We start from the raw sequence: 21,170 nt of genomic DNA on the forward strand, positions 1-21,170 counted from the left end.
CGGCTTTTTTTATCGTACCAATACTACGGCAGGATCGAAGGCTGATCGGCGCCCTCTTTCTCCACTTTCTGTACCAGCATATGTTCGCGTTTCATGCCCAGCTTCAGCGCCAGCGCTGAAGAAACGTAGATCGACGAAACGGTACCGATGGTGACACCAATCAGCATGGTCAGTGAGAAGCCTTTCAGCAGCGCACCACCAAAGATGAAGAGGATCAGGATCATCGCCAGCGTAGTCAGCGAGGTGATCAGGGTACGGCTTAACGTCTGCGTCAGGGACACGTTCGTAATGTCATAAGAGGAGCCGCGACGGATCTTGCGGAAGTTCTCACGAATACGGTCCGAGACCACGATTTTATCGTTCAGCGAGTAACCGATGACCGACATCAGCGAGGCCACAATCGTAAGGTCAATCTCGACCCGGAACAGCGACAGCAGTCCACAGGTGATAATGACGTCATGCGCCAGCGCCAAAACCGTACCCAGTGCCAGACGCCACTCAAAGCGAATACCGATATAAATCAGAATCGCAATCAGTGCCGACAGCAGGGCTAACGCCCCGGCCTGCGCCAGATCGCTGCCCACGCTCGGTCCGACAAACTCGATACGTTTGACCGTCGCGTTTTGCTGCGTCGTCTGGTTGATAACCGTTACCACTTTATTACCCAGCTCGGTTCCCGCAGGCCCGGTGACCGGCGGCATGCGCACCATCACATCGCGGCTGCTACCGAAATTCTGGATCAACGGTTCCTGGAACCCGGACTTCACCAGCGCACCGCGGATGGCGTCGAGATCGGCCGGTTTCTCCAGATTGATCTCAATGACCGTACCGCCGGTGAAATCGAGCCCCCAGTTAAAACCGCGTACGCCAACAATGGCAATCGAGATGATGATTAACAGTCCCGAAATGATGAATGCCAGCGTATCCCAGCGCATAAAGTCAACGACTTTACGGCCGTGGTTTAACTGCTCAATGTTATATTCCTGTGCCACAACGCACTCCTCAGATAGACAGCTTCTTAACGCGCTTGCCACCGTACATCAGGTTGATAATGGCGCGGGTTCCGACGATCGATGTGAACATGGAGGTCGCAATACCGATAGCCGTTGTAATCGCAAAGCCCTTAATGGAGCCCGTACCAATTGCATACAGAATCACCACCTTAATCAGGGTCGTCACGTTCGCATCGACAATACTGGAGAAGGCACCTTTGTAGCCCTCATGAATTGCCTGCTGTACGGAACGCCCGTTGCGCAGTTCTTCTTTGATACGTTCATTGATCAGGACGTTTGCATCGACTGCCACCGCCAGCGTCAGCACAATACCGGCGATGCCTGGCATGGTCAGCGTGGCCCCCGGTAACAGCGACATAATGCCGACAATCAGCACCAGGTTTGCCAGCAGTGCGCTGGTCGCAATCAGGCCCACTTTCTTGTAGTACAGCACCATAAACAGGATGGAGGCGACCAGGCCCCACAGGCAGGCTTCCAGCCCCTGAGTAATGTTCTGCTGACCCATTGTCGGACCGATTGTCCGCTCTTCCACAATCTGGATAGGCGCAATCAAGGCCCCGGCGCGCAGCAGCAGTGACAGCTGACGTGCTTCGTTCGGGTTGCTGATACCGGTGATGCGGAAGCTGTTGCCCAGGCGTGACTGGATGTTGGCGACGTTAATCACCTCTTCCTGTTTCACCAGAATGGCGCGACCATTCGCATCTTTCTTACCGCTGTCTTTGTACTCCACAAACAGGGTCGCCATCGGTTTACCGATGTTGTCCTTGGTGAAGTTCGACATGATATTACCGCCCGCGCCATCGAGTGAAATATTCACCTGAGGCTGGTTGTATTCGTCCATGCTGGAGGTCGAATCGGTAATGTGGTCACCGGTCAGAATCACGCGTTTGTACAGCACGACAGGCTGGCCGTCACGCATGTCTTTGACCTCGGAATCCCCCGGCACGCGACCATTGGCGGCGGCGGTCGGATCAACGCTGGTATTGACCAGACGGAACTCCAGCGTCGCGGTTGCGCCCAGAATTTCTTTGGCGCGCGCCGTGTCCTGAATACCTGGCAGTTCTACCACGATGCGGTCAGAACCCTGACGTTGCACCAGCGGCTCCGCGACACCCAGTTGGTTCACACGATTACGCAGGATAGTGATGTTCTGCTGAACGGCATATTCGCGCGCTTCGCTGAGGCGAGCATCGGTCATGGTGGCTCGCAGAGCATCGTTACCGCTGTTGCTGATCACCAGATCCTGATGACGGGATGACAGCCACTTCACGGCAGCGTCACGGCTGGCTGCGTCACGGAAACGGATTTCCACGCCGTAGTTAGCAATCTTGCTGACGTTGGTATAAGGGATATTCTTTTCGCGCAGGTCGCTGCGCAGGCTGTCCGCATTCTGCTCTTGCAGTTTGCTCAGGGCAGTGTCCATATCCACTTCCATCAGGAAGTGCACGCCACCGCGCAGATCGAGGCCAAGTTTCATTGGCTGCGCCGCCAGCAGGGTAAGCCAGCGCGGCGTTGCGGGAGCCAGATTCAGCGCCACAACATAGTTTTCGCCCAGCGCTTTCATGATCGCTTCACGGGCGCGCAACTGCACATCCGTGTTAGAAAAACGCGCCGTAATCGCCCCGTTTTCCAGGGCAACAGACTTCGCCTGAATATTATCTTGTTTTAATACGTTCTGAATTTGATCCAACGTTTGCTCACTGGCGGCGCTTCCGCGCGCGCCAGTGATTTGAACAGCCGGATCCTCACCATAAAGGTTGGGAAGTGCATATACCAGGCCAATGACAAGCACCACGACCAGCATTATGTACTTCCACAAAGGATAACGATTTAACACGGCAGTTCCCTTAGGGAAGTAAAAATTACAGCGCCTTCATAGAACCTTTCGGCAGGACGGCAGCCACGAAATCACGTTTAATAACCACTTCGGTAGTGTCGTTTAGCGCAATCGCAATGTAGCCGGTTTCTGCCACTTTGGTTACGCGCCCCACCAGGCCACCATTCGTCAGCACTTCATCACCTTTGGAGATAGAATCCATCAGCTTCTTGTGCTCTTTTGCGCGTTTCTGCTGAGGGCGCAGGATCATGAAGTAAAAAATCAGGCCAAAGACGACCAGCATGATCACCAGAGAATACGGACTTCCCTGAGACGGTGCGCCTGCTGCAGCCACAGCGTCAGAAATGAAAAAACTCATTAAATTTCCCTCATTGATGAATTATCAGACGTTAAAGGCGGAACCGCTTTGCCCGTCCGTTGGTAGAACTCGGTAACAAAGCGCTCTAATTTACCCTCTTCAATAGCCTGGCGTAAACCTGCCATCAGGCGCTGGTAGTAGCGCAGGTTATGAATCGTGTTCAGACGCGCGCCCAGTATTTCGTTACAGCGATCAAGATGATGCAAGTAAGCACGGCTGTAATTGCGACAGGTGTAACAATCACACTCGGCATCCAGCGGCGACACATCGTCTTTATGCTTCGCATTGCGGATTTTTACCACGCCGTCCGTCACAAATAAGTGACCATTACGTGCATTACGCGTTGGCATCACACAGTCAAACATGTCCACGCCGCGACGCACGCCTTCGACCAGATCTTCTGGTTTGCCCACGCCCATTAAATAACGCGGTTTGTCCTCAGGGATCTGTGGACAAACATGCTCCAGGATGCGGTGCATGTCCTCTTTCGGCTCACCGACCGCCAGGCCGCCCACAGCGTACCCATCAAAGCCAATCTCTACCAGACCTTTCACAGACACATCACGTAAATCTTCGTAAACCGAGCCCTGAATAATACCGAACAGCGCGTTCTTGTTGCCCAGGCTGTCAAAGCGGTCACGGCTGCGCTGCGCCCAGCGTAACGACATCTCCATTGAGCGTTTCGCATAATCCCAGTCGGCCGGGTACGGCGTGCACTCATCGAAGATCATGACGATATCGGAGCCCAGATCGTACTGAATTTCCATGGATTTTTCTGGATCGAGGAAAATCTGATCGCCATTGATCGGGTTACGGAAGTGAACGCCCGCTTCGGTGATTTTACGAATGTCGCCCAGGCTGAAGACCTGGAAACCGCCGGAGTCCGTCAGGATAGGGCCTTTCCACTGCATAAAATCATGCAGATCGCCATGCAGCTTCATGATTTCCTGACCGGGACGAAGCCAGAGGTGGAAAGTATTGCCCAGAATAATTTGCGCGCCGGTATCCTGCACTTCTTCCGGCGTCATGCCTTTTACGGTGCCATAGGTGCCCACGGGCATAAACGCCGGGGTTTCGACCACGCCACGATCAAAAATCAGACGCCCGCGACGCGCGCGACCGTCTGTGGTATCAAGCTCAAATTTCACAAGACCTCCATCGGAGAAACAGTCCGATGTTCAAAGTAAACAGATCAGGCGCCCACTTTTTCCAGCGGCGCCTGGGGGTTTTTGCTGATAAACATCGCGTCGCCGTAGCTGAAGAAACGGTATTCTTCTGCCACCGCAGCGCGATAAGCAGCCATGGTGTGCTGGTAACCGGCGAAGGCCGAGACCAGCATAATCAGGGTTGATTCCGGCAAATGGAAGTTGGTGATTAATGCATCGATCACCTGGTACTCGTAGCCCGGATAGATAAAAATTTGGGTATCGTCGAAGAACGGCGCAATCAGGGCATCCTGACTGGCTTTGGCGGCGCTTTCCAGCGAACGTACCGAGGTGGTGCCAACGGCGACCACTTTATTCCCCCGCGCCTTACAGGCCAGCACCGCGTCTACCACATCCTGCGGGACTTCCGCGTACTCCGCGTGCATGTGGTGATCTTCAATCGTCTCGACGCGCACCGGTTGGAAGGTGCCCGCCCCAACGTGCAACGTGACAAAGGCCATTTCCACGCCTTTATCTTTGAGCGCCTGCAACAGCGGCTCATCAAAATGCAGCCCCGCCGTGGGCGCGGCGACGGCACCGGGTCGGGCGCTGTAAACCGTTTGATAAAGCTCACGATCCGCCTCTTCATCCGGGCGGTCAATGTACGGCGGCAGCGGCATATGGCCGACGCGGTTAAGAATGTCCAGTACGTCACGGTCATCATCAAAGGCGATCTCGAACAACGCATCGTGCCGCGCCACCATAGTGGCTTTCACGCTCTCGTCGTCACCCAGCAGCAGCGCTGCGCCAGGCTTCGGCGCTTTCGATGCGCGAACATGCGCCAGCACGCGCTTGTCATCAAGCATGCGCTCGACCAGCATCTCAATTTTGCCGCCGCTTGCCTTACGTCCGAACACCCTGGCCGGGATAACGCGCGTGTTGTTAAACACCAGCAGATCTCCGGGCTGGAGCTTATCCAGCACATCCGTAAACACGCCGTGAGTGAGCGCGCCGGTTGGGCCATCCAGCGACAGCAGGCGGCAACCACTTCGTTGCGCCTGGGGATAATGGGCGATAAGAGATTCAGGCAAATCAAAAGCAAAATCGGCGACACGCATGACAGACTTCTTACTCAGAAAAACAGGCGGCACAGTTTAGCGGAAAACCGAACAATTCTGAACAACTGGCTGCGTAAACGGAGTTGCGCTTATAATGCCGCATGAATTTTCTTGCGCATCTTCACTTAGCCCATCTTGCCAACAGCTCTTTGCTGGGCAATCTGATGGCAGATTTCGTTCGCGGCGCGCCGCACCAACACTGGCCTGAACCGGTGGCCGACGGCATTCTGATGCATCGTCGCCTGGACGTAATGACCGATGCCCTGCCGGAAGTGCGCGCGGCACGCCAGCTTTTCCGGGCAGAGACCTATCGCGTCGCCCCCATCACGCTGGATGTCATCTGGGACCATTTTCTGGCGCGCCACTGGGATCGCGTTCATCCGTCACAAACGCTGCAAGCGTTTACGGCCCGTGCCGAGCGTGAAATCGTTCCGCAACTGGCCGCCACGCCCGAGGAATTTAAAGAACTGAACGCGGTGATGTGGCGAGAACGCTGGTTCGAACACTACGCCGATCCCCTGCGCCTTGAACGCGTGCTGAATGGCATGGCCCGACGTCGGCCAAGGCTGGCGGCACTCAGCGACTCTTACCAGGACTTCACCGCCCATTATCCGGTCTTTGAAGCCTGTTTCTTTCAGTTTTATCCCCGCCTGATGCAGTTGGCCGCCAGCCGGCAGCTGTGATTCACCCTCTTTATCAGGTAAGACGCGGCTTACCTGATAACGCTGAAAAAGCACGCAAACAGTACACCGACGATATTGCCATTACTGGCGCACTACGGCTTAATAAGCCTTGCTTAACTATGCTTTGCGCTACTCTCACTGTCAGACCGCCTGTTCAGGCGCTTCCTGTATTCGATGTGTTTTAAAATCATAAGAGGGAAACATGTCATCCGCTTCGCATTCTGAAATTGACGCGCGCTATCGCTACGCCTGCGAAATCGCCCGTGCCGCCGCAAGCCGCGCCTTGTCATGGTATCAACAGCGTCAAAAACTGGTGGTGGAACATAAAAGGGACCTTCAGGACGTGGTCAGTGAAGCTGACCGTAACGTTGAAGAATTAATTAAATCACTGATTGCAGAACGCTATCCCGAGGATGCGGTATTAGGTGAAGAGAGCGGTGGAGAAACAGGCGAGGCCCGCATTTTATGGGTCATCGATCCGATTGATGGCACCGCCTGCTTCGTCAATGGTCTGCATAACTGGTGCGTTTCGCTGGCCATCGTCTGCGAAGGTGAACCGGTGGTGGGCGTGGTTTGCGATCCCAATCATCAGGAGCTGTTTCACGCCCGCAAAGGCCAGGGCGCCTGGCTTAATGAGACCCGGCTTGAGGTTCATCAGGCCCGTCACCTCAACGAAGGGCTGTTGGGCATCAGTAATTCCAGCCGGGTGCCGGGAGAAAAGGTTACGCAGCTTATCGATGGGCTACTCAAACAAGGCGGGATGTTCATTCGCATCGGCTCCGGTGCCTTAACCAGCGCCTGGGCCGCTGCCGGTCGCCTGATTGGCTATTACGAAGCCCATATGCATCCCTGGGACAGCCTGCCGGGCATCGTGTTAATGCGGGAAGCGGGCGGCGTCACTAATGATTACATGCGCAATGATGGCCTGAAAAACGGCAATCCCGTTTTGCTGGCGAATGCCGTAATCTATCCACAGATTAAAGCCCTTCTCGCGCCCCAGGAACTGGAGGATGAATAATGTCTGCCTGTAGCCCCCTGCGCGTAGTCGCGCTCTGTGCGTTATGGTTCGCGGCGGGGTCGCTTTACGCGGCGCCAGAATACCAGTTAGAGAAAGTGGTCGAACTCAGCCGACACGGGGTGCGCCCGCCGACGCCGGGCAACCGCCAGGAGACCGAGGCAGCAACCGGACAGCCCTGGCCCCGGTGGAGTACAGCGGACGGCGAGCTGACGGGCCATGGCTACAGTGCGGTGGTGAATAAAGCGCGCTGGGAAGGCGATCACTATCGCCAGTTGGGATTACTTCCCGCGGGTTGTCCGGACGCGACAGCACTCTACGTACGCGCCAGCCCTCTTCAGCGAACGCGCGCCACTGCCGAAGCGTTGGTGGATGGCGCATTTCCCGGCTGCGGCGTGGCGGTGCATACCGTCACGGGCGACGTCGATCCGCTTTTTCAGACGGAAAAACTGCCCTTTGCCCGCATCGATCCGCAGCGAGAGATGGAAGAAAAGCGGCGTGTGGCGGGCGATTTAGCACAGCGACAGCAGCAGCTCCAGCCCGCCATTCAGGCGCTTAAACAGGCGGTCTGTCCGGCTAACCGCGCGTGCCCGTTTTTTGATCGCCCCTGGCAGTTAAAGCAGACTAAAAGCGGCAGCGTCTATGTTGAAGGCTTAAGCACGCTGGCCGCCATGGTCGAGACGTTGCGCCTGGGCTACAGCGAAAACTTACCGTTCGCGAGGCTGGCGTGGGGCCACATCACTTCCGCTCAACAGATCACCGCCCTGCTCCCCCTGCTGACGGCCAGTTATGATCTCAGCAATGATGTGCTCTATATGGCGCAACGTCGTGGCTCGCTTCTGTTACAGCGGGTGCTCGACGCCATTCAGGGGAACGATCCCGATGTACGATGGGTACTGCTGGTGGCCCATGACACGAATATCGCGATGGTTCGCCGCCTGATGGGATTTGAATGGCAACTGCCGGGTTATACGCGCGGTAATATTCCGCCGGGAAGCAGCCTGGTGATGGAGCGCTGGCGGGATACGGAAAGCAATCAGCGCTACCTGCGCGTCTATTTTCAGGCACAAAGTCTGGACGGGCTACGTCAGTTACAACCCATTAATGACCGTCATCCTTTGTTGCGTCAGGAGTGGCAGCAAGCCGGCTGCCATATCACCGACGTGGGTACACTGTGCCCGTTACAGGATGCGATTGCCGCGTTGGGTCAACAGCTGGACCGCAGCGCGATCGTTCCGGAATCCCTTATATTACCCGCGCAGAACGCATTAGCGCCCGTGTCGGGTTAACGGTGGGCTTTCTCTTATTTTTCGGCAACTTATTTAACGACGTACGCTTTTGCATTAGCATCGTTTCGTCAATCATCCCTCTGTTTGTTTCATTTGCTATGTGACGTTTTCGGCGAATCCTTTCGCCGATTTTATTTCGTCGTGTCAGTCGCCTTCGCGGCCGGGAATCAGGACGGCTTGCGCACCAGCTTATAACCCAGCAGCAACAGCACAATCCACACCATGCCCACGTAAAGTGAGATGCGCGTATCCGGAAAGTAGCCGATCAGGCCGATGATAAAGCATAAAAAGGCTACGCCGAAACCGGCTGTCCAGCTTCCGCCCGGGAGGGCAAATGTCAGCTGACGGGCTGCCGCTTTACCAATTTTGCGGCGAAACGCAATCTGGGACAGCAGAATCATAATCCAGACCCAGACGGTGGCAAAGGTGGCCAGAGAGGCAATGACCAGGAACACTTTCTCGGGCATCAGGTAGTTGAGCCAGACCGCAATCAGCATGGCAAACATCATAACTACCACCGTGACCCACGGAATCCCGCGTGCTGACACCTTCGTAAACACTTTAGGCGCATGGCCCTGCTGCGCCATACCGTGCAGCATACGCCCGACACCGAACACATCGCTGTTAATCGCGGACAGGGAGGCCGTCAGTACCACAAAGTTGAGGATAGAAGCGGCAGCGGCAATACCCAGATGCTGGAAGGTCAGCACAAACGGGCTACCGTTGGTGCCCACCTGATTCCATGGATAGAGGGACATGATGACAAACAGCGTACCAACGTAAAACACCAGAATACGCATCGGCACGGAATTAATGGCGCGTGGGATAGAGGTCGCCGGATCCTTAGCTTCACCGGCCGTGATGCCAATAATTTCTATCCCGCCGTAAGCAAACATCACCATCTGAAGTGACAGCAGCATGCCAACGATCCCGTGGGCAAAAAAGCCGCCGTTGGTCCACAGGTTGTGAATGCCGGTCGGCTGGCCACCGTTACCGATGCCCCAGATGATCATGCCAAATCCGGCCAGAATCATCACAATAATGGTGGCGACTTTGAAGAAGGAGAACCAGAACTCCACTTCGCCGAACACCTTCACGCTCATCAGATTGACCGCACCGATGATCAGCACGACGCTCAGTACCCAGATCCAGTGCGGCACCTCCGGGAACCAGACACCCATATAAATACCAAATGCCGTGACGTCGGCGATGGCCACAATCAGAATTTCAAAGCAGTACGTCCAGCCGGTGATATACCCAGCCATTGGTCCAAGATAATCCTGCGCGTAACGAGAAAACGAGCTGGCCTGGGGATTATTAACGGACATTTCTCCCAGCGCGCGCATGATAATGTACGCCACCGCGCCGCCGATAATATAGGCGAGCAGAACGCTCGGTCCTGCCATCCTGATGGCGTCCGCCGAGCCATAAAACAGCCCGGTGCCAATCGCCGATCCCAGCGCCATAAAACGGATGTGGCGCGTGCTCAGTCCGCGTTTGAGCTTGTTGGTTTTTTGCATAACAACCTGTACCTGTGAAATGAAAAAACCACGGGCAAGCCCGTGGTTAAAGAAGAATCAATCTTAGCCGTTACGAGTGAACTGTCACCTGTTCCGGCCCTTTTAACCGATCAACCAACGCCACAAGCAGCAACATCACCAGTGAGGGCGGCAACCAGGCAAGCCCCTGGTCGGCTAATGGCAGATGCTGGCTGAATGCGGGTAACGCCTCTTTAAACCCGGTGGTTTTGATTGCGTCAAGGATACCAAACAGCAGGCTGACAAGCATAGTCGGAGCAATGATTCGGCTGCTTTTGTTCCAGATATTCTGGGTAAAACTCAGCACAACCAGTACGATGCACGGCGGATAAATGGCGGTCAGCACCGGAATCGAGATCTGGATCAGATGACTCAGCCCCAGGTTGGAAACCACCATGGAGAACAGCCCCAGCACAAACACCAGCGTTTTGTATGACAACGGCAGATACTGGGCAAAAAACTCGGCGCAGGCACAGGTCAGGCCCACGGCTGTCACCATACAGGCAATAAAAATCAGCGCGGCAAGGAAGAAGCTGCCCATATCGCCAAAGGTGTGCTGTACGTAGGCATGCAGAATCGCGGCGCCGTTAGCATTTTGATCGACCAGCGCCCCGCTTCCTGCGCCCAGTTTAAACAGGCTCAGGTAGACCAGCGTCAGCCCTACACCCGCGATAATCCCCGCCAGTACCGTATAACGGGTTAACAGTGCCGCGTTATCAATACCGCGTGAACGGGCCGCATTCACAATCACAATCCCGAATACCAGGGCACCCAGCGTATCCATCGTGAGATAGCCGTTCACGAAACCGCTGGAAAACGCAGCGCGCTGGTAGTCGGCGGTGGCCGGAATGGTGCCGCCTGCGGGCCACAGCAGGGCGGCAACGCCGAGCAGCGTCAGGGCGGCAATTTTCAGCGGTGCCAGAATATGCCCGACCGTATCCAGCAGTTTGCCGGGATAGAGCGAAATGCCCATCACCAGCACAAAGTAGATCAGGCTGTAGATAAACAACGGCAATGCACCGTCGCCGGTGATCGGCGCGATCCCGACTTCAAACGACACCGTGGCGGTGCGCGGCGTGGCAAAGAGTGGCCCCACCGCCAGATAGCAGACAGTGGCCAGAACCACCCCGGCAATTTTACCAATCGGTGTGCTCAGCGCGTCAATCCCGCCGCCGACGCGCGCCAGCGCAATGACGGTGATGACGGGTAATCCCACAGCGGTAAGCAGAAACCCTAAAGCGGCCACCCAGACATGTTCGCCTGACTGAATACCGACCATAGGAGGAAAGATAATGTTACCCGCACCAACAAACAGGGCAAACGTCATAAAGCCCAGCGCGAGAATGTCTTTAACGGTTAAACGATGTGTCATACGGCCTGTCACTGATGTTGCGATGAAAGATAAGTTTGCGTTGCCCCCTCGCTGCGCTATGACAACGGCTGATCAGACGACAGCAGCGCATTATGCGCAGCGTCCGGTTTAGCGCAGGTGATTTGAGCTGCTTTTTTTCTGTTCACAGAGGGATAAATCGACAACGGCCGTAAGTAAAACGTTTATAGCGAAGAAAGGCAATACGAGATCGGAAAACCAGAGGCTTATTTCGTGATTTAAGTCAAAATTAGTGGATCACATCAATATTAGCAGCAAGCACATCAGATGATGTGCCTTAATAATAAACAGGCCATGGGAAATACCAGCATGCTGACGTCTTTTTATGCACAAGTGGCGCATACATTGCGCCACACTGCGCACTTTTGACGCTTACCAGACCTGATTCGCCACATCCACAACCAGACGAATCTTCTGCCACTGTTCCGCTTCGGTCAGGCTGTTCCCCTCTTCCGTTGAGGCAAAGCCACACTGTGGACTAAGGCAGATCTGGTCAAGGCTGAGGTACTGCGTCGCCTCCTGTAAACGTGCTTTTACCTGATCCACGTCTTCGAGTTCGCCGACCTTGGTGGTAATTAAACCAAGCACCGCCTGCTGATGACCCGGCCGGATAAAACGCAGCGGTTCGAAACCGCCGGAACGGTGGTTATCATATTCCAGGAAAAACGCATCGACATTAACAGTGCCAAACAGGATTTCGGCCACAGGTTCATAGCCGCCTTCTGAAATCCAGGTCGAACGGAAATTGCCGCGGCAGACATGCAGACCGACGGTCAGATCGGCCGGTTTATCCTCCAGCGCTTTATTCAGCACGCGGGCGTAGGTTCGGGCCAGCTGCTCGGGATCGTCACCGCGCTCGCGGATCTCACGCTTTTGCTCGTCCGAGCACAGGTACGCCCACACCGTATCATCCAGTTGCAGATAGCGGCAGCCTGCCGCATAAAAGGCGGCGATTGCGTCTTTGTAAGTCTGTGCCAGATCGTCAAAGTACACATCTAGATCGGGATACACCTCCGCGTCGATCACTTTACGTCCGCCACGGAAATGCAGCACGCTGGGACTGGGAATCGTCATTTTCGCCACGGCATCCCCTGCAATGCCTTGCAAAAAGCGGAAATGATCCAGCATCGGATGCCCGTCAAACCCCAGTTTGCCGGTCACTTTGACACCGTGCGCTTTGGTCTGTACGCCGTTGAACTGAATGCCCTGATCGGCTTCAAAATGTTCCACGCCTTTCAGGCCGTAGAAAAAGTCAAAATGCCACCAGCCGCGACGGAATTCCCCATCCGTGACCACTTTGAGGCCGTTTTCACGCTGTTTTGCCACCACATCACGGATGGCTTCGTTTTCAACCTCACGCAACTCGTCAGCGCTCATTTCCCCCGCCTGGTATTTTTCGCGAGCCTGTTTGATCGCGGCAGGACGAAGAAAGCTGCCAACGGTGTCGGCACGAAACGGGACGGTTTGTCTTTGCATGATCACTCCTTGTCACGGCCAGATAATTTCGGCCGGGAATAGTTACATAATGTTATTTTAGCCTTCTGGATGGCTAAACGTCTAAATGCAGAGTGACATGCTGTTCTCTCAGCGGCAAACGAATAAAATTCACGTCGCCTGAAAAAAATTCATGTTGCATTTTCGCCGTCGGCTTTTCTGTCAGCGGCCGCAGGACAGACAGCCTGATCGGGCTTACGGGTCCGGAGGCAGGCTGTTTCACGGTGACGCTACCGGCGTCTGTTGACGGGCAGGTGGACGTTATTCGAGCGAAGCGCGAGCCTGAGCAATCTGCGCCGCAGAGAGCGGCAAATACCCGGCCTCGCTGACGCGCTGTTGACCCTGACTGGAAAGCACCTGTCGTAAAAAGGCATCGACCAGTGGCGGTAAAGGTTTACCTGGCGCTTTATTCACATAGAGATAAAGCGGACGCGACCATGGATAGCGGCCGGTACGGATAGTCTCTGGATCCGGTGCCACCGCGTCGCCGTTTTTGGTCACCACAGGCAGCAACCTGACGCCGCTCAGATGGAAACCAAAACTGGCATAGCCGATGCTGCGGGGATTACCGGCTACGGCCTGTACCACGGCGGCAGAACCGGGAAACTCGGCCACGTCATTGCGGAAATCGCCCTGACACAGCGCCTGCTGTTTGAAAAAGCCCCATGTTCCCGAGGCGGAGTTACGGCCATAGCGCAGGATGGGACGCTGCTGCCATTCTGTCTGGCGCAGTCCCAGGTCACCCCAGCGTTGTGGAACCTGATGCGCGCCGCAAAGCCGGGTGATGGAAAAAACCGCATCGAGCTGACGCGGATCGATTTCACGCAGCGGGTTACGTTGATTGACCACCACGACCAGCGCATCCATTGCCACCGGCACGGCCAGCGGCGGATAGCCATAGCGCGCCTCAAAGGCCTGGCGCTCATCAGCCTGCATCGGACGACTCATCGCGCCCAGTTGAACGGCCCCGGCGGTCAACGCAGTGGGCGCAGTAGACGACCCCGAAGCCTGAACCTGAACGTTCACGCCAGGCGCCTGACGGCTAAAGTCATCTCCCCATAACGTCATCAGGTAGCCGAGCGTGTCGGAGCCGGCGCTACTGAGATTTCCGGACAGCATGACGGGCTGCGCCTGCCCGAGGGCTGGCAACAGCGAAAAGAACACCAAGAGAAAAGCGCGCATCGTTCCGGTCCGTTCACGATTGATGAACGGCATTCTCCTGCATCCCGTTACTGACAATCAACCTTGGCGCCAGGGTAAATGTAAAACAGGTTTCCTGATGCGGGATGCTGGTGATCTCCAGCCGGGCATTATGGTGACTCAACGCATGTTTGACGATAGCCAGCCCCAGCCCGCTGCCGCCGGTCGCACGTGAACGTGCTTTGTCTACACGATAAAAGCGTTCGGTCAGGCGCGGAATATGCTCAGCGGGAATACCGGGACCGTTATCGCAGACCTTAAATACCGCGCCCTGCTTGCTGCGTAACCAACTGATATCAATTCGTGTGCCGTCTGGCGTATGGTTGACCGCGTTGTAGACCAGGTTGGAGATGGCACTGCGCAATTGCTCGTCATTGCCAAACACTTTCAGATGCGGATCGGTGTGAAAATGGATTTGATGTCGCCCGCCGCTCAGCGTTTCCGCTTCATGTTGCAGCAGTTTCAACATGACCGGCACATCAACTTTTTCTTTCATATTGATGACCGGGGCCGCCTCAATACGCGACAGCGTCAGAAGCTGCTTCACCAGGCTGTCCATTCGGCGGGTTTGTTCTGACATGGTGTGCAACGCTTTGTCACGCGAACGTTGATTCATGACCGAGTCATTCATCATCTCCAGATAACCCTGAAGCACCGTCAGCGGCGTGCGAAGTTCGTGACTGACGTTGGCGAAGAAGTTGCGTCGTGCACCTTCCAGCTGGTGCATTTGCGTTACGTCGCGGGCCACCATCAACCACTGGCCTTCGCTGTAGGGCATAACACGAAATTCCATGTGATGCTGGTTATTCAGCACCAGCGTCAGCGGCTTGTCGAAATCGCGCTGGCGCAGATAACGTGAAAATTCAGGATAGCGCAGCAGATTAAGGATATTTTGCCCGTTATCTTCGGGCCAGCGCAGCCCGAGGTGCTGCTGTGCCAGGCCATTGCACCAGAAGATGGTGCCCTCTTCCGTTGTCAGGATAACGGCATCCGGCAGCGACTCTGCACCACTGCGAAACCGTTTGATCAGATGACCCAGCTCACGCCGCCGACGTCGGTTGCGCAGCTGCATTTGATACAGACCGTAAAACAGCGGTTCCCAGCTTGCCTGACCGGAAGGCGGGGTCATCGTGCGATCCAGCCACAGCCAGTGCGACAGCCGCATCAGGTTATAAAAATGCCACAGTAAAATACCGACTACGCTGAGTAACAACAGCCACGGCAGATAGCCGAACAACAGGCCGAGTACCAGCGCAGGCAAACACGCCAGCACCAGTTCGGACAATAATCGCTTCCAGGAGAGGCGCTCCAGCACGGTTAAAGCTCCGTTTAAAAGCGGGCAGAGAAACGATAACCTGTTCCGCGGACGGTTTGTACCATGCGATCGTGACCGGTCAGTTCCAGCGCTTTGCGCAGACGGCGAATATGCACGTCAACTGTACGATCTTCAACATAGACGTTGGTGCCCCAGACGTGATTCAGTAGCTGTTCACGGCTGTAAACACGTTCAGGATGGGTCATAAAGAAGTGGAGCAGCTTGTACTCTGTCGGCCCCATCTCCAGCGGCGTGGTTTCCGACATCACCCGGTGCGAGGAGGGATCCAGGCTCAGGCCCTGCATTTCAATTACATCTTCGACCGCCATCGGCGAAATGCGACGCATCACAGCTTTGATACGGGCCATCAGCTCTTTCGGGGAAAACGGTTTGGTAATGTAGTCGTCGGCCCCGACTTCCAGTCCACGCACGCGATCTTCCTCTTCGCCACGTGCGGTCAGCATCATGACCGGAATATCACGCGTCATCGCTTCACGTTTAAGGTGTTTGATAAACTGAATGCCGCTGCCGCCAGGTAACATCCAGTCCAGCAGGATAAGATCAGGCCAGGGTTCAATCAGCTTACTGACGGCGCTGTCATAATCTTCTGCCTCAATCGGCTGATAATCATTTTGTTCCAGAACGAAACATAACATCTCACGGATTGGAGCTTCATCTTCCACAACTAAAATGCGCTTAGCCATTATGACTCCTGCAGGTAGGACGGCTTTCACTGATATTTGCGGCGCCATTATGCGTCAGTTTTGTGACACTTTTATGAAAAAGTTAGCCATAAAAACCGGCCTGCAACAACCATTTATGACAACATGACGACATGTTTTGTGGCTTTAGTGATGGAGCCAGTATAATCGCCGGGCGATTTGTTATGGCAGGGAGTGTTATGCGCATTATCCATACCGCGGACTGGCACCTGGGGCAGTTCTTTTACAACAAAAGCCGGGCCGCTGAGCATCAGGCCTTTCTGGACTGGCTGCTGGCCCGGATTGAAGAGCATCAGGTGGATGCGCTGATTGTGGCGGGTGATTTATTTGATACCGGCACACCGCCCAGCTATGCACGTGAAATGTTCAACCGCTTTGTGGTGGCGTTACAACCCAGCGGCTGTCAGCTGGTGGTGCTGGCCGGGAATCACGATTCGGTGGCGACGCTGAACGAGTCGCGTGAACTGCTCGCCTGCCTGAATACCCGCGTGATTACCACGCCGCAGGACGGGGACGATGTGCTGATGTTAACGACGCGTCAGGGCGAACCGGGCGCGCTGCTGTGCGCCATTCCTTATCTGCGGCCACGCGATATTGTGCGCAGCCAGGCCGGCCAGTCAGGACGCGATAAACAGCGCAGCCTGCTGGAGGCCATTACCGCCCATTATCAGCGCAGTTTTGCTGCCGCGCAGGCGCTGAATCTGGCGCTTCCCATCGTCGCGACCGGCCACCTCACCGCCCTCGGCGTCAGCAAAAGCGACTCAGTGCGCGATATCTATATTGGTACACTGGATGCCTTTCCGGCCTCGGCCTTTCCGCCTGCGGATTATATCGCGCTGGGGCATATTCATCGTGCGCAGCGCGTGGCCGACAGCGATCATATTCGCTACAGCGGTTCGCCGATTCCGCTCAGCTTCGATGAACTGGGTAGCGAAAAAAGTGTGTTCCTGCTGGATTTCAGCCCGACGGGCCTGGCGGTCACGCCCCTGACCATTCCCCTGTTCCAGCCGATGCAGGTCCTGAAAGGCTCGCTGGCGCAAATCACCCGGCAGCTCAGCCAGTTTTCTGCGCCCGACGGGACCAAACCTGTCTGGCTGGATATTGAAGTGACCACGCAGGAATATTTAAGTGATTTGCAGCGTCAGGTAGAAGCGCTGACAGCTTCCCTGCCCGTAGACGTTTTGCTGCTGCGCCGCAGCCGTGAACAGCGCCAGCACAGTCTGGCACAGCTGGATAAAGAAACCCTGAGCGAACTGAATGTGGAAGAAGTGTTTGCCCGACGACTGGCGCTGGATGACGCGCTGGACGCAGATCAGATTGCCCAGACCACCCTGCGGTTTAAACAGACGCTGGCGGATCTGGAGGAACAGCCATGAAAATTCTGACGCTGCGCTTCAAAAATCTTAACGCGCTCAAAGGTGAGTGGTTTATCGATTTCCGCACCGAGCCGTTTGCCAGCAACGGGCTGTTTGCGATTACCGGCGCGACGGGCGCCGGTAAAACCACGCTGCTGGACGCCATCTGTCTGGCACTGTATCACCAGACGCCGCGCCTGGGCGGCATCTCTCAGGGGCATAACCCCCTGATGACACGCGACTGTGCCGAGTGCCTGGCGGAGGTCGAGTTTGAAATTAAAGGAGAGGCCTGGCGGGCATTCTGGAGTCAGAACCGCGCGCGCGGCACCGCTGACGGTAAACTGCAGGCTCCCCGCGTTGAGCTGGCACGCTGCGCCGATAATCAGATTGTGGCAGATAAAGTGAGCGATAAGCTCAAACTTACGGAAACGCTGAGCGGGCTGGATTTTGCGCGCTTCACCCGCTCAATGATGCTGTCGCAAGGCCAGTTTGCGGCGTTTCTTAACGCCAAAGCCAATGAGCGGGCAGAACTGCTGGAAGAACTGACCGGAACCGAAATTTATGGTCGTCTGTCCATGGCCGTGTTCGAACGCCACAAAGCGGCCAAAACGGCGCTGGAACTGTTACGCAGTCGGGCAGGCGGCATGGCGCTGCTTGATGAGGCAACCCGTACTGCACTGCACCAGCAAAAAAAGGCCCTCAGCGACGCTGAACAACAGCTGACTGCCGCGCTTGCCGTGGCGCAGGCGCAGCAACAGTGGCAGCAACAGCATCAGCAGGCTATTGCGGATACAGAGCAGGCAACCGCGGCCCTCGCTGCGGCAGAGCACACCAGTCAGGCTGCAGAGCCGGATCGTCAACATCTGGCGCGCAGTGAACCGGCGGAGAAACTGCGCGGTCCGTTGCAGCAACGTGACAGTCTGCTGGCCGAACGCAACGCGATGCGGGAACGTCAGCAGCAGCTCAGCCAACAGATGCACACGGCCACACAGGCGCATCATGTGTTGCAACAACGCTATGCGGAAACGGACACGGCGCACGAACAGTGCCGACAGCAACAGCAGCAGCAGGAAACGCTGTTGACCGGGCAGGTCATTCCGCTTGATCAGTCTCTCTCTGCCTTATACGAGCACATTCAGCAGCTACAGCAGAATGCCGAACGGCAACAGCAACACTGCGCTCAGCGCGAAGCCGCGTTACACAGCGAAGCCCGCCAGGTGCGCCACCTGCAAGAGACGATTGCCCAACAGCATGCCCTACGTGAGCAGTTAGCTGACATGCCGCAATGGGGTGAACACCTTCCGATCTGGAAAGAGCGTTTTGCCCAACTGACCCGCTATGAAGCGGCACAGGCTGAGCTGGATCAGCAGATACAGCAGCAACAGCGCCACATTCATCAGCGCCAGGGGGATATTGAGCAGCTGGCACAGCAACTCACGCCACTGGATCAGGCCGCACAGCAGGCGCAGCAGTCCTTATCTCAGGCTGAGCAAGCACTAACTTCCCTTCAGAACGCGCATCCACCTGAAGCCTTACGTCAGGCACTGAGCCAGCATCAGCAACAGCGCGAGGCGCGCCATGCGCTGACGATAGTGGCCGCGCAGTGGCAACCCCTGCATCAGCAGCGCACGCAGTACGAAAAACGCCTGCATGAACTTGAGACGGCTCAGCAGCAGGCTGAAAGCGCACTGCTGACGTTAAGAGAAGCCTGGCGACGGGAAAAACAGCAGCTCAGCGACGTAGAGAAAATTTGCCAGCTCGAAAGCCAGATTGCTGACCTGGAACAGTACCGCGCCCGGCTTGAAGCCGGGCAGCCCTGCCCGTTGTGCGGTGCCTGCGAGCATCCTGCGGTCGAAACCTATCGTGCTCTGGAAGTTAGTGCTAACCAACAACGTAAAGCCGAGCTGCAAAAACAGGTAGACGCGTTGAGTGAAACCGGGACGGCAAAGAAGGAGCAGATAAAGCAGCTACAGGCTCAACAGCAATCCCTGCGTGAAGAAATCACGGGTCTGACCCAACAACTTGATGCCCTTTCTCAACAATGGCAGGAACTGAGCAGTGAGCTGGCGCTCACCTTCCCGCTGACAGATACGGATGCAAGAATCGCGTGGCAGCAGGCGCAAAATCGCCACGAGCAGACGCTTACGGCCCGGCTTGACGCACTGGAGCAAGCCGAGCGCGCGGTGCTGGCGGCCAAAGATCACCACCTGCGGCAGCACCAGACATTACAACAGCATCAGCAAACGCTACTGTTGACTCAGCAGCAACTGGAAAGCCAGCACCAGGCGCTTCAGGCGTTACAGCAACAGCAGCGTCAGGCCGCAGAAAACGGCCAGCAGCTTGAAGCCGCGCTGGCACAGCAGTTCAGCGACGTGGCGTTATCTTTACCTGAACGTACGGCGCGCGACAGCTGGCTGGCAACCCAACAAGAGCGCTGGCAGCGCTGGCAAGAGAGTGAGCGGTTGCTTGCTAAGCTGCAGCCGCAACTTGCACGGGCGGAAACACAGGCTGACGCGCTGCAACAGCAGTTACAGCTTGAGCAGCAACGCCTGGATCAGCAGCGGCAGCAGCTCACCGCGTTACAGCAGCAGGCGCGTGAAAAACAGCAGCAGCGTCAGGCCCTGTTTGGCGATCGCGATGTGGCTCAGGCGCGCCAGCAGATGCAGGCGCTCGTCGATCAGCACGAGGCGCAACTTACGCAGCAGCGCAACGCACTGCATCAGTCACAGGCAGAGGTCAGCCGTCTTAATGGCCAGTTGACGCTGCTGGAAAGCCAACTGCAGAGCCTGTCCGGGCGCGTCACGGAAGCAGAACAACGCTTCAGCGCCGCGCTGGCGGCGGCCGAATTCGCTGATGAAACGCACCTGCGCGCGGCATTGCTGGATGAACAGGCGGCGCAGCAACTGCGTCAGCAGCTTCAGCAGATTGACCAGCACCGTCTGCACCAGCAGGCACGCCTGGCAGAACTGCAGCAGCGGCTGGCGGCACATCAGCAGCAAAAACCGGCTTTGATGCCGGATTCACCGGACGTGCTGGCGGCAGAACTGGCGCGCTTACAGCAGTCCCTGCGTGAAAATGCAAACCAGCAGGGCCAGGTACAGCAGCAGTTAGACAGCGATGCCAGCCTGCGAAACCAGCAGCAAACGCTGCTGGCGCGTATTGCGCAGGATGAGACGGCGTTAGCGCAATGGACCTTGCTTAACGATCTTATTGGCTCGGCAACGGGCGATAAATTCCGGCGCTTTGCCCAGGGACTTACGCTCGATCACCTGGTGGCCCTGGCCAACCGTCAGTTAGATCGCCTGCACGGTCGCTACCTTTTACAGCGACGTGCCAGCGATGTGCTGGAACTGGATGTGGTGGATACCTGGCAGGCCGACAGCGCCCGCGATACGCGCACGCTGTCCGGCGGAGAAAGTTTCCTGGTGAGCCTGGCGCTGGCGCTGGCACTGTCTGACCTCGTCAGCCATAAAACCCGCATTGAGTCGTTATTTCTGGATGAGGGCTTTGGTACGCTGGATGCCGAAACGCTGGACACCGCTCTGGATGCCCTGGATGCGCTTAACGCCAGTGGCAAAACCATTGGCGTCATCAGCCATGTTGAAGCCATGAAAGAGCGCATTCCCGTTCAGATTAAGGTACGCAAAATGAATGGCCTGGGTTACAGCACCCTTGACATCCCCGGCCAGTAAGAGGTT

The 21,170-nt window shown here is 56.2% G+C and carries 16 protein-coding genes; 5 read left to right on the forward strand and 11 right to left on the reverse strand.

The window, feature by feature from the left end:
- Positions 1-23: 23 nt before the first annotated feature.
- Genes secF through queA form a run of 5 tightly spaced genes read right to left on the reverse strand, consistent with a single transcriptional unit; the run spans position 24 to position 5,471 of the window.
- A complete protein-coding gene (gene secF / locus GC087_RS17915) occupies positions 24-992 on the reverse strand; it encodes a protein translocase subunit SecF (protein ID WP_006117989.1) in 969 nt (322 codons plus the stop codon).
- Positions 993-1,002: 10 nt separating this feature from the next.
- Positions 1,003-2,850 (reverse strand): protein translocase subunit SecD, encoded by a 1,848-nt coding sequence (secD, locus tag GC087_RS17920; protein ID WP_072021736.1) that lies wholly within the window; start codon positions 2,848-2,850, stop codon positions 1,003-1,005.
- Positions 2,851-2,875: 25 nt separating this feature from the next.
- Entirely contained in the window at positions 2,876-3,208 is a 333-nt protein-coding gene (gene yajC / locus GC087_RS17925) for a preprotein translocase subunit YajC (RefSeq protein ID WP_006117993.1), read from the reverse strand.
- Positions 3,208-4,356, reverse strand: a complete 1,149-nt coding sequence (tgt, locus tag GC087_RS17930; RefSeq protein ID WP_006117994.1) for a tRNA guanosine(34) transglycosylase Tgt — start codon at positions 4,354-4,356, stop codon at positions 3,208-3,210. The genes yajC and tgt overlap by 1 nt, the downstream gene beginning before the upstream one ends.
- Before the next feature lie 44 nt (positions 4,357-4,400).
- Positions 4,401-5,471, reverse strand: coding sequence for a tRNA preQ1(34) S-adenosylmethionine ribosyltransferase-isomerase QueA (gene queA / locus GC087_RS17935; protein ID WP_006117567.1), 1,071 nt, complete (start codon positions 5,469-5,471; stop codon positions 4,401-4,403).
- A gap of 101 nt (positions 5,472-5,572) precedes the next feature.
- Between queA and GC087_RS17940 the strand changes: the two genes are divergently transcribed.
- The 3 genes from GC087_RS17940 to GC087_RS17950 all read left to right on the forward strand — a co-directional run bounded on the left by GC087_RS17940 (position 5,573) and on the right by GC087_RS17950 (position 8,458).
- The gene (locus GC087_RS17940) at positions 5,573-6,154 is read left to right on the forward strand and encodes an acyl carrier protein phosphodiesterase (protein ID WP_324028941.1); all 582 of its coding nucleotides are present in this window, start codon (positions 5,573-5,575) and stop codon (positions 6,152-6,154) included.
- Between the two features lie 202 nt (positions 6,155-6,356).
- Positions 6,357-7,172: an inositol monophosphatase family protein gene (locus GC087_RS17945; RefSeq protein ID WP_133745046.1), complete on the forward strand. Its 816-nt coding sequence runs from the start codon at positions 6,357-6,359 to the stop codon at positions 7,170-7,172.
- Positions 7,172-8,458 (forward strand): histidine-type phosphatase, encoded by a 1,287-nt coding sequence (locus tag GC087_RS17950; protein WP_324028942.1) that lies wholly within the window; start codon positions 7,172-7,174, stop codon positions 8,456-8,458. The genes GC087_RS17945 and GC087_RS17950 overlap by 1 nt, the downstream gene beginning before the upstream one ends.
- 167 nt (positions 8,459-8,625) lie before the next feature.
- Here GC087_RS17950 and proY read toward each other — a convergent pair whose 3' ends face one another.
- The 6 genes from proY to phoB form a co-directional block, all read right to left on the reverse strand.
- On the reverse strand, positions 8,626-9,978 hold the full coding sequence (gene proY, locus GC087_RS17955) for a proline-specific permease ProY (RefSeq protein ID WP_324028944.1): 1,353 nt from the start codon (positions 9,976-9,978) through the stop codon (positions 8,626-8,628).
- Positions 9,979-10,048: 70 nt separating this feature from the next.
- Entirely contained in the window at positions 10,049-11,368 is a 1,320-nt protein-coding gene (gene brnQ, locus GC087_RS17960) for a branched-chain amino acid transport system II carrier protein (protein WP_006117572.1), read from the reverse strand.
- A gap of 390 nt (positions 11,369-11,758) precedes the next feature.
- A complete protein-coding gene (locus GC087_RS17965; protein WP_324028945.1) occupies positions 11,759-12,862 on the reverse strand; it encodes a cobalamin-independent methionine synthase II family protein in 1,104 nt (367 codons plus the stop codon).
- A gap of 279 nt (positions 12,863-13,141) precedes the next feature.
- The gene (locus tag GC087_RS17970) at positions 13,142-14,062 is read right to left on the reverse strand and encodes a PstS family phosphate ABC transporter substrate-binding protein (protein ID WP_324028947.1); all 921 of its coding nucleotides are present in this window, start codon (positions 14,060-14,062) and stop codon (positions 13,142-13,144) included.
- 13 nt (positions 14,063-14,075) lie between these two features.
- Positions 14,076-15,395, reverse strand: a complete 1,320-nt coding sequence (phoR, locus tag GC087_RS17975) for a phosphate regulon sensor histidine kinase PhoR (RefSeq protein WP_033738623.1) — start codon at positions 15,393-15,395, stop codon at positions 14,076-14,078.
- A gap of 14 nt (positions 15,396-15,409) precedes the next feature.
- The gene (gene phoB / locus GC087_RS17980) at positions 15,410-16,099 is read right to left on the reverse strand and encodes a phosphate response regulator transcription factor PhoB (RefSeq protein WP_014606457.1); all 690 of its coding nucleotides are present in this window, start codon (positions 16,097-16,099) and stop codon (positions 15,410-15,412) included.
- Between the two features lie 197 nt (positions 16,100-16,296).
- On the opposite strand from phoB, the gene sbcD reads away from it, so the two are divergent.
- Together sbcD and GC087_RS17990 are read left to right on the forward strand one after the other, a co-directional pair.
- On the forward strand, positions 16,297-17,493 hold the full coding sequence (gene sbcD, locus GC087_RS17985) for an exonuclease subunit SbcD (RefSeq protein WP_324028949.1): 1,197 nt from the start codon (positions 16,297-16,299) through the stop codon (positions 17,491-17,493).
- Complete coding sequence (locus GC087_RS17990; RefSeq protein WP_324028951.1) at positions 17,490-21,164, forward strand: SbcC/MukB-like Walker B domain-containing protein; 3,675 nt, start codon at positions 17,490-17,492, stop codon at positions 21,162-21,164. The genes sbcD and GC087_RS17990 overlap by 4 nt, the downstream gene beginning before the upstream one ends.
- Positions 21,165-21,170 lie beyond the last annotated feature (6 nt).

The sequence above is a fragment of the Pantoea sp. JZ2 genome, assembly GCF_035191405.1.
Lineage (GTDB): Bacteria > Pseudomonadota > Gammaproteobacteria > Enterobacterales > Enterobacteriaceae > Pantoea > Pantoea stewartii.

What these genes read in the sequence shown, in the direction of transcription:
- yajC (WP_006117993.1), bottom strand. Translation starts at nt 3,208, where the DNA reads ATGAGTTTTTTCATTTCTGACGCTGTGGCTGCAGCAGGCGCACCGTCT.
- queA (WP_006117567.1), bottom strand. Translation starts at nt 5,471, where the DNA reads ATGCGTGTCGCCGATTTTGCTTTTGATTTGCCTGAATCTCTTATCGCC.
- GC087_RS17940 (WP_324028941.1), top strand. Translation starts at nt 5,573, where the DNA reads ATGAATTTTCTTGCGCATCTTCACTTAGCCCATCTTGCCAACAGCTCT.
- GC087_RS17945 (WP_133745046.1), top strand. Translation starts at nt 6,357, where the DNA reads ATGTCATCCGCTTCGCATTCTGAAATTGACGCGCGCTATCGCTACGCC.
- GC087_RS17950 (WP_324028942.1), top strand. Translation starts at nt 7,172, where the DNA reads ATGTCTGCCTGTAGCCCCCTGCGCGTAGTCGCGCTCTGTGCGTTATGG.
- proY (WP_324028944.1), bottom strand. Translation starts at nt 9,978, where the DNA reads ATGCAAAAAACCAACAAGCTCAAACGCGGACTGAGCACGCGCCACATC.
- brnQ (WP_006117572.1), bottom strand. Translation starts at nt 11,368, where the DNA reads ATGACACATCGTTTAACCGTTAAAGACATTCTCGCGCTGGGCTTTATG.
- GC087_RS17965 (WP_324028945.1), bottom strand. Translation starts at nt 12,862, where the DNA reads ATGCAAAGACAAACCGTCCCGTTTCGTGCCGACACCGTTGGCAGCTTT.
- GC087_RS17970 (WP_324028947.1), bottom strand. Translation starts at nt 14,062, where the DNA reads ATGCGCGCTTTTCTCTTGGTGTTCTTTTCGCTGTTGCCAGCCCTCGGG.
- phoB (WP_014606457.1), bottom strand. Translation starts at nt 16,099, where the DNA reads ATGGCTAAGCGCATTTTAGTTGTGGAAGATGAAGCTCCAATCCGTGAG.
- sbcD (WP_324028949.1), top strand. Translation starts at nt 16,297, where the DNA reads ATGCGCATTATCCATACCGCGGACTGGCACCTGGGGCAGTTCTTTTAC.
- GC087_RS17990 (WP_324028951.1), top strand. Translation starts at nt 17,490, where the DNA reads ATGAAAATTCTGACGCTGCGCTTCAAAAATCTTAACGCGCTCAAAGGT.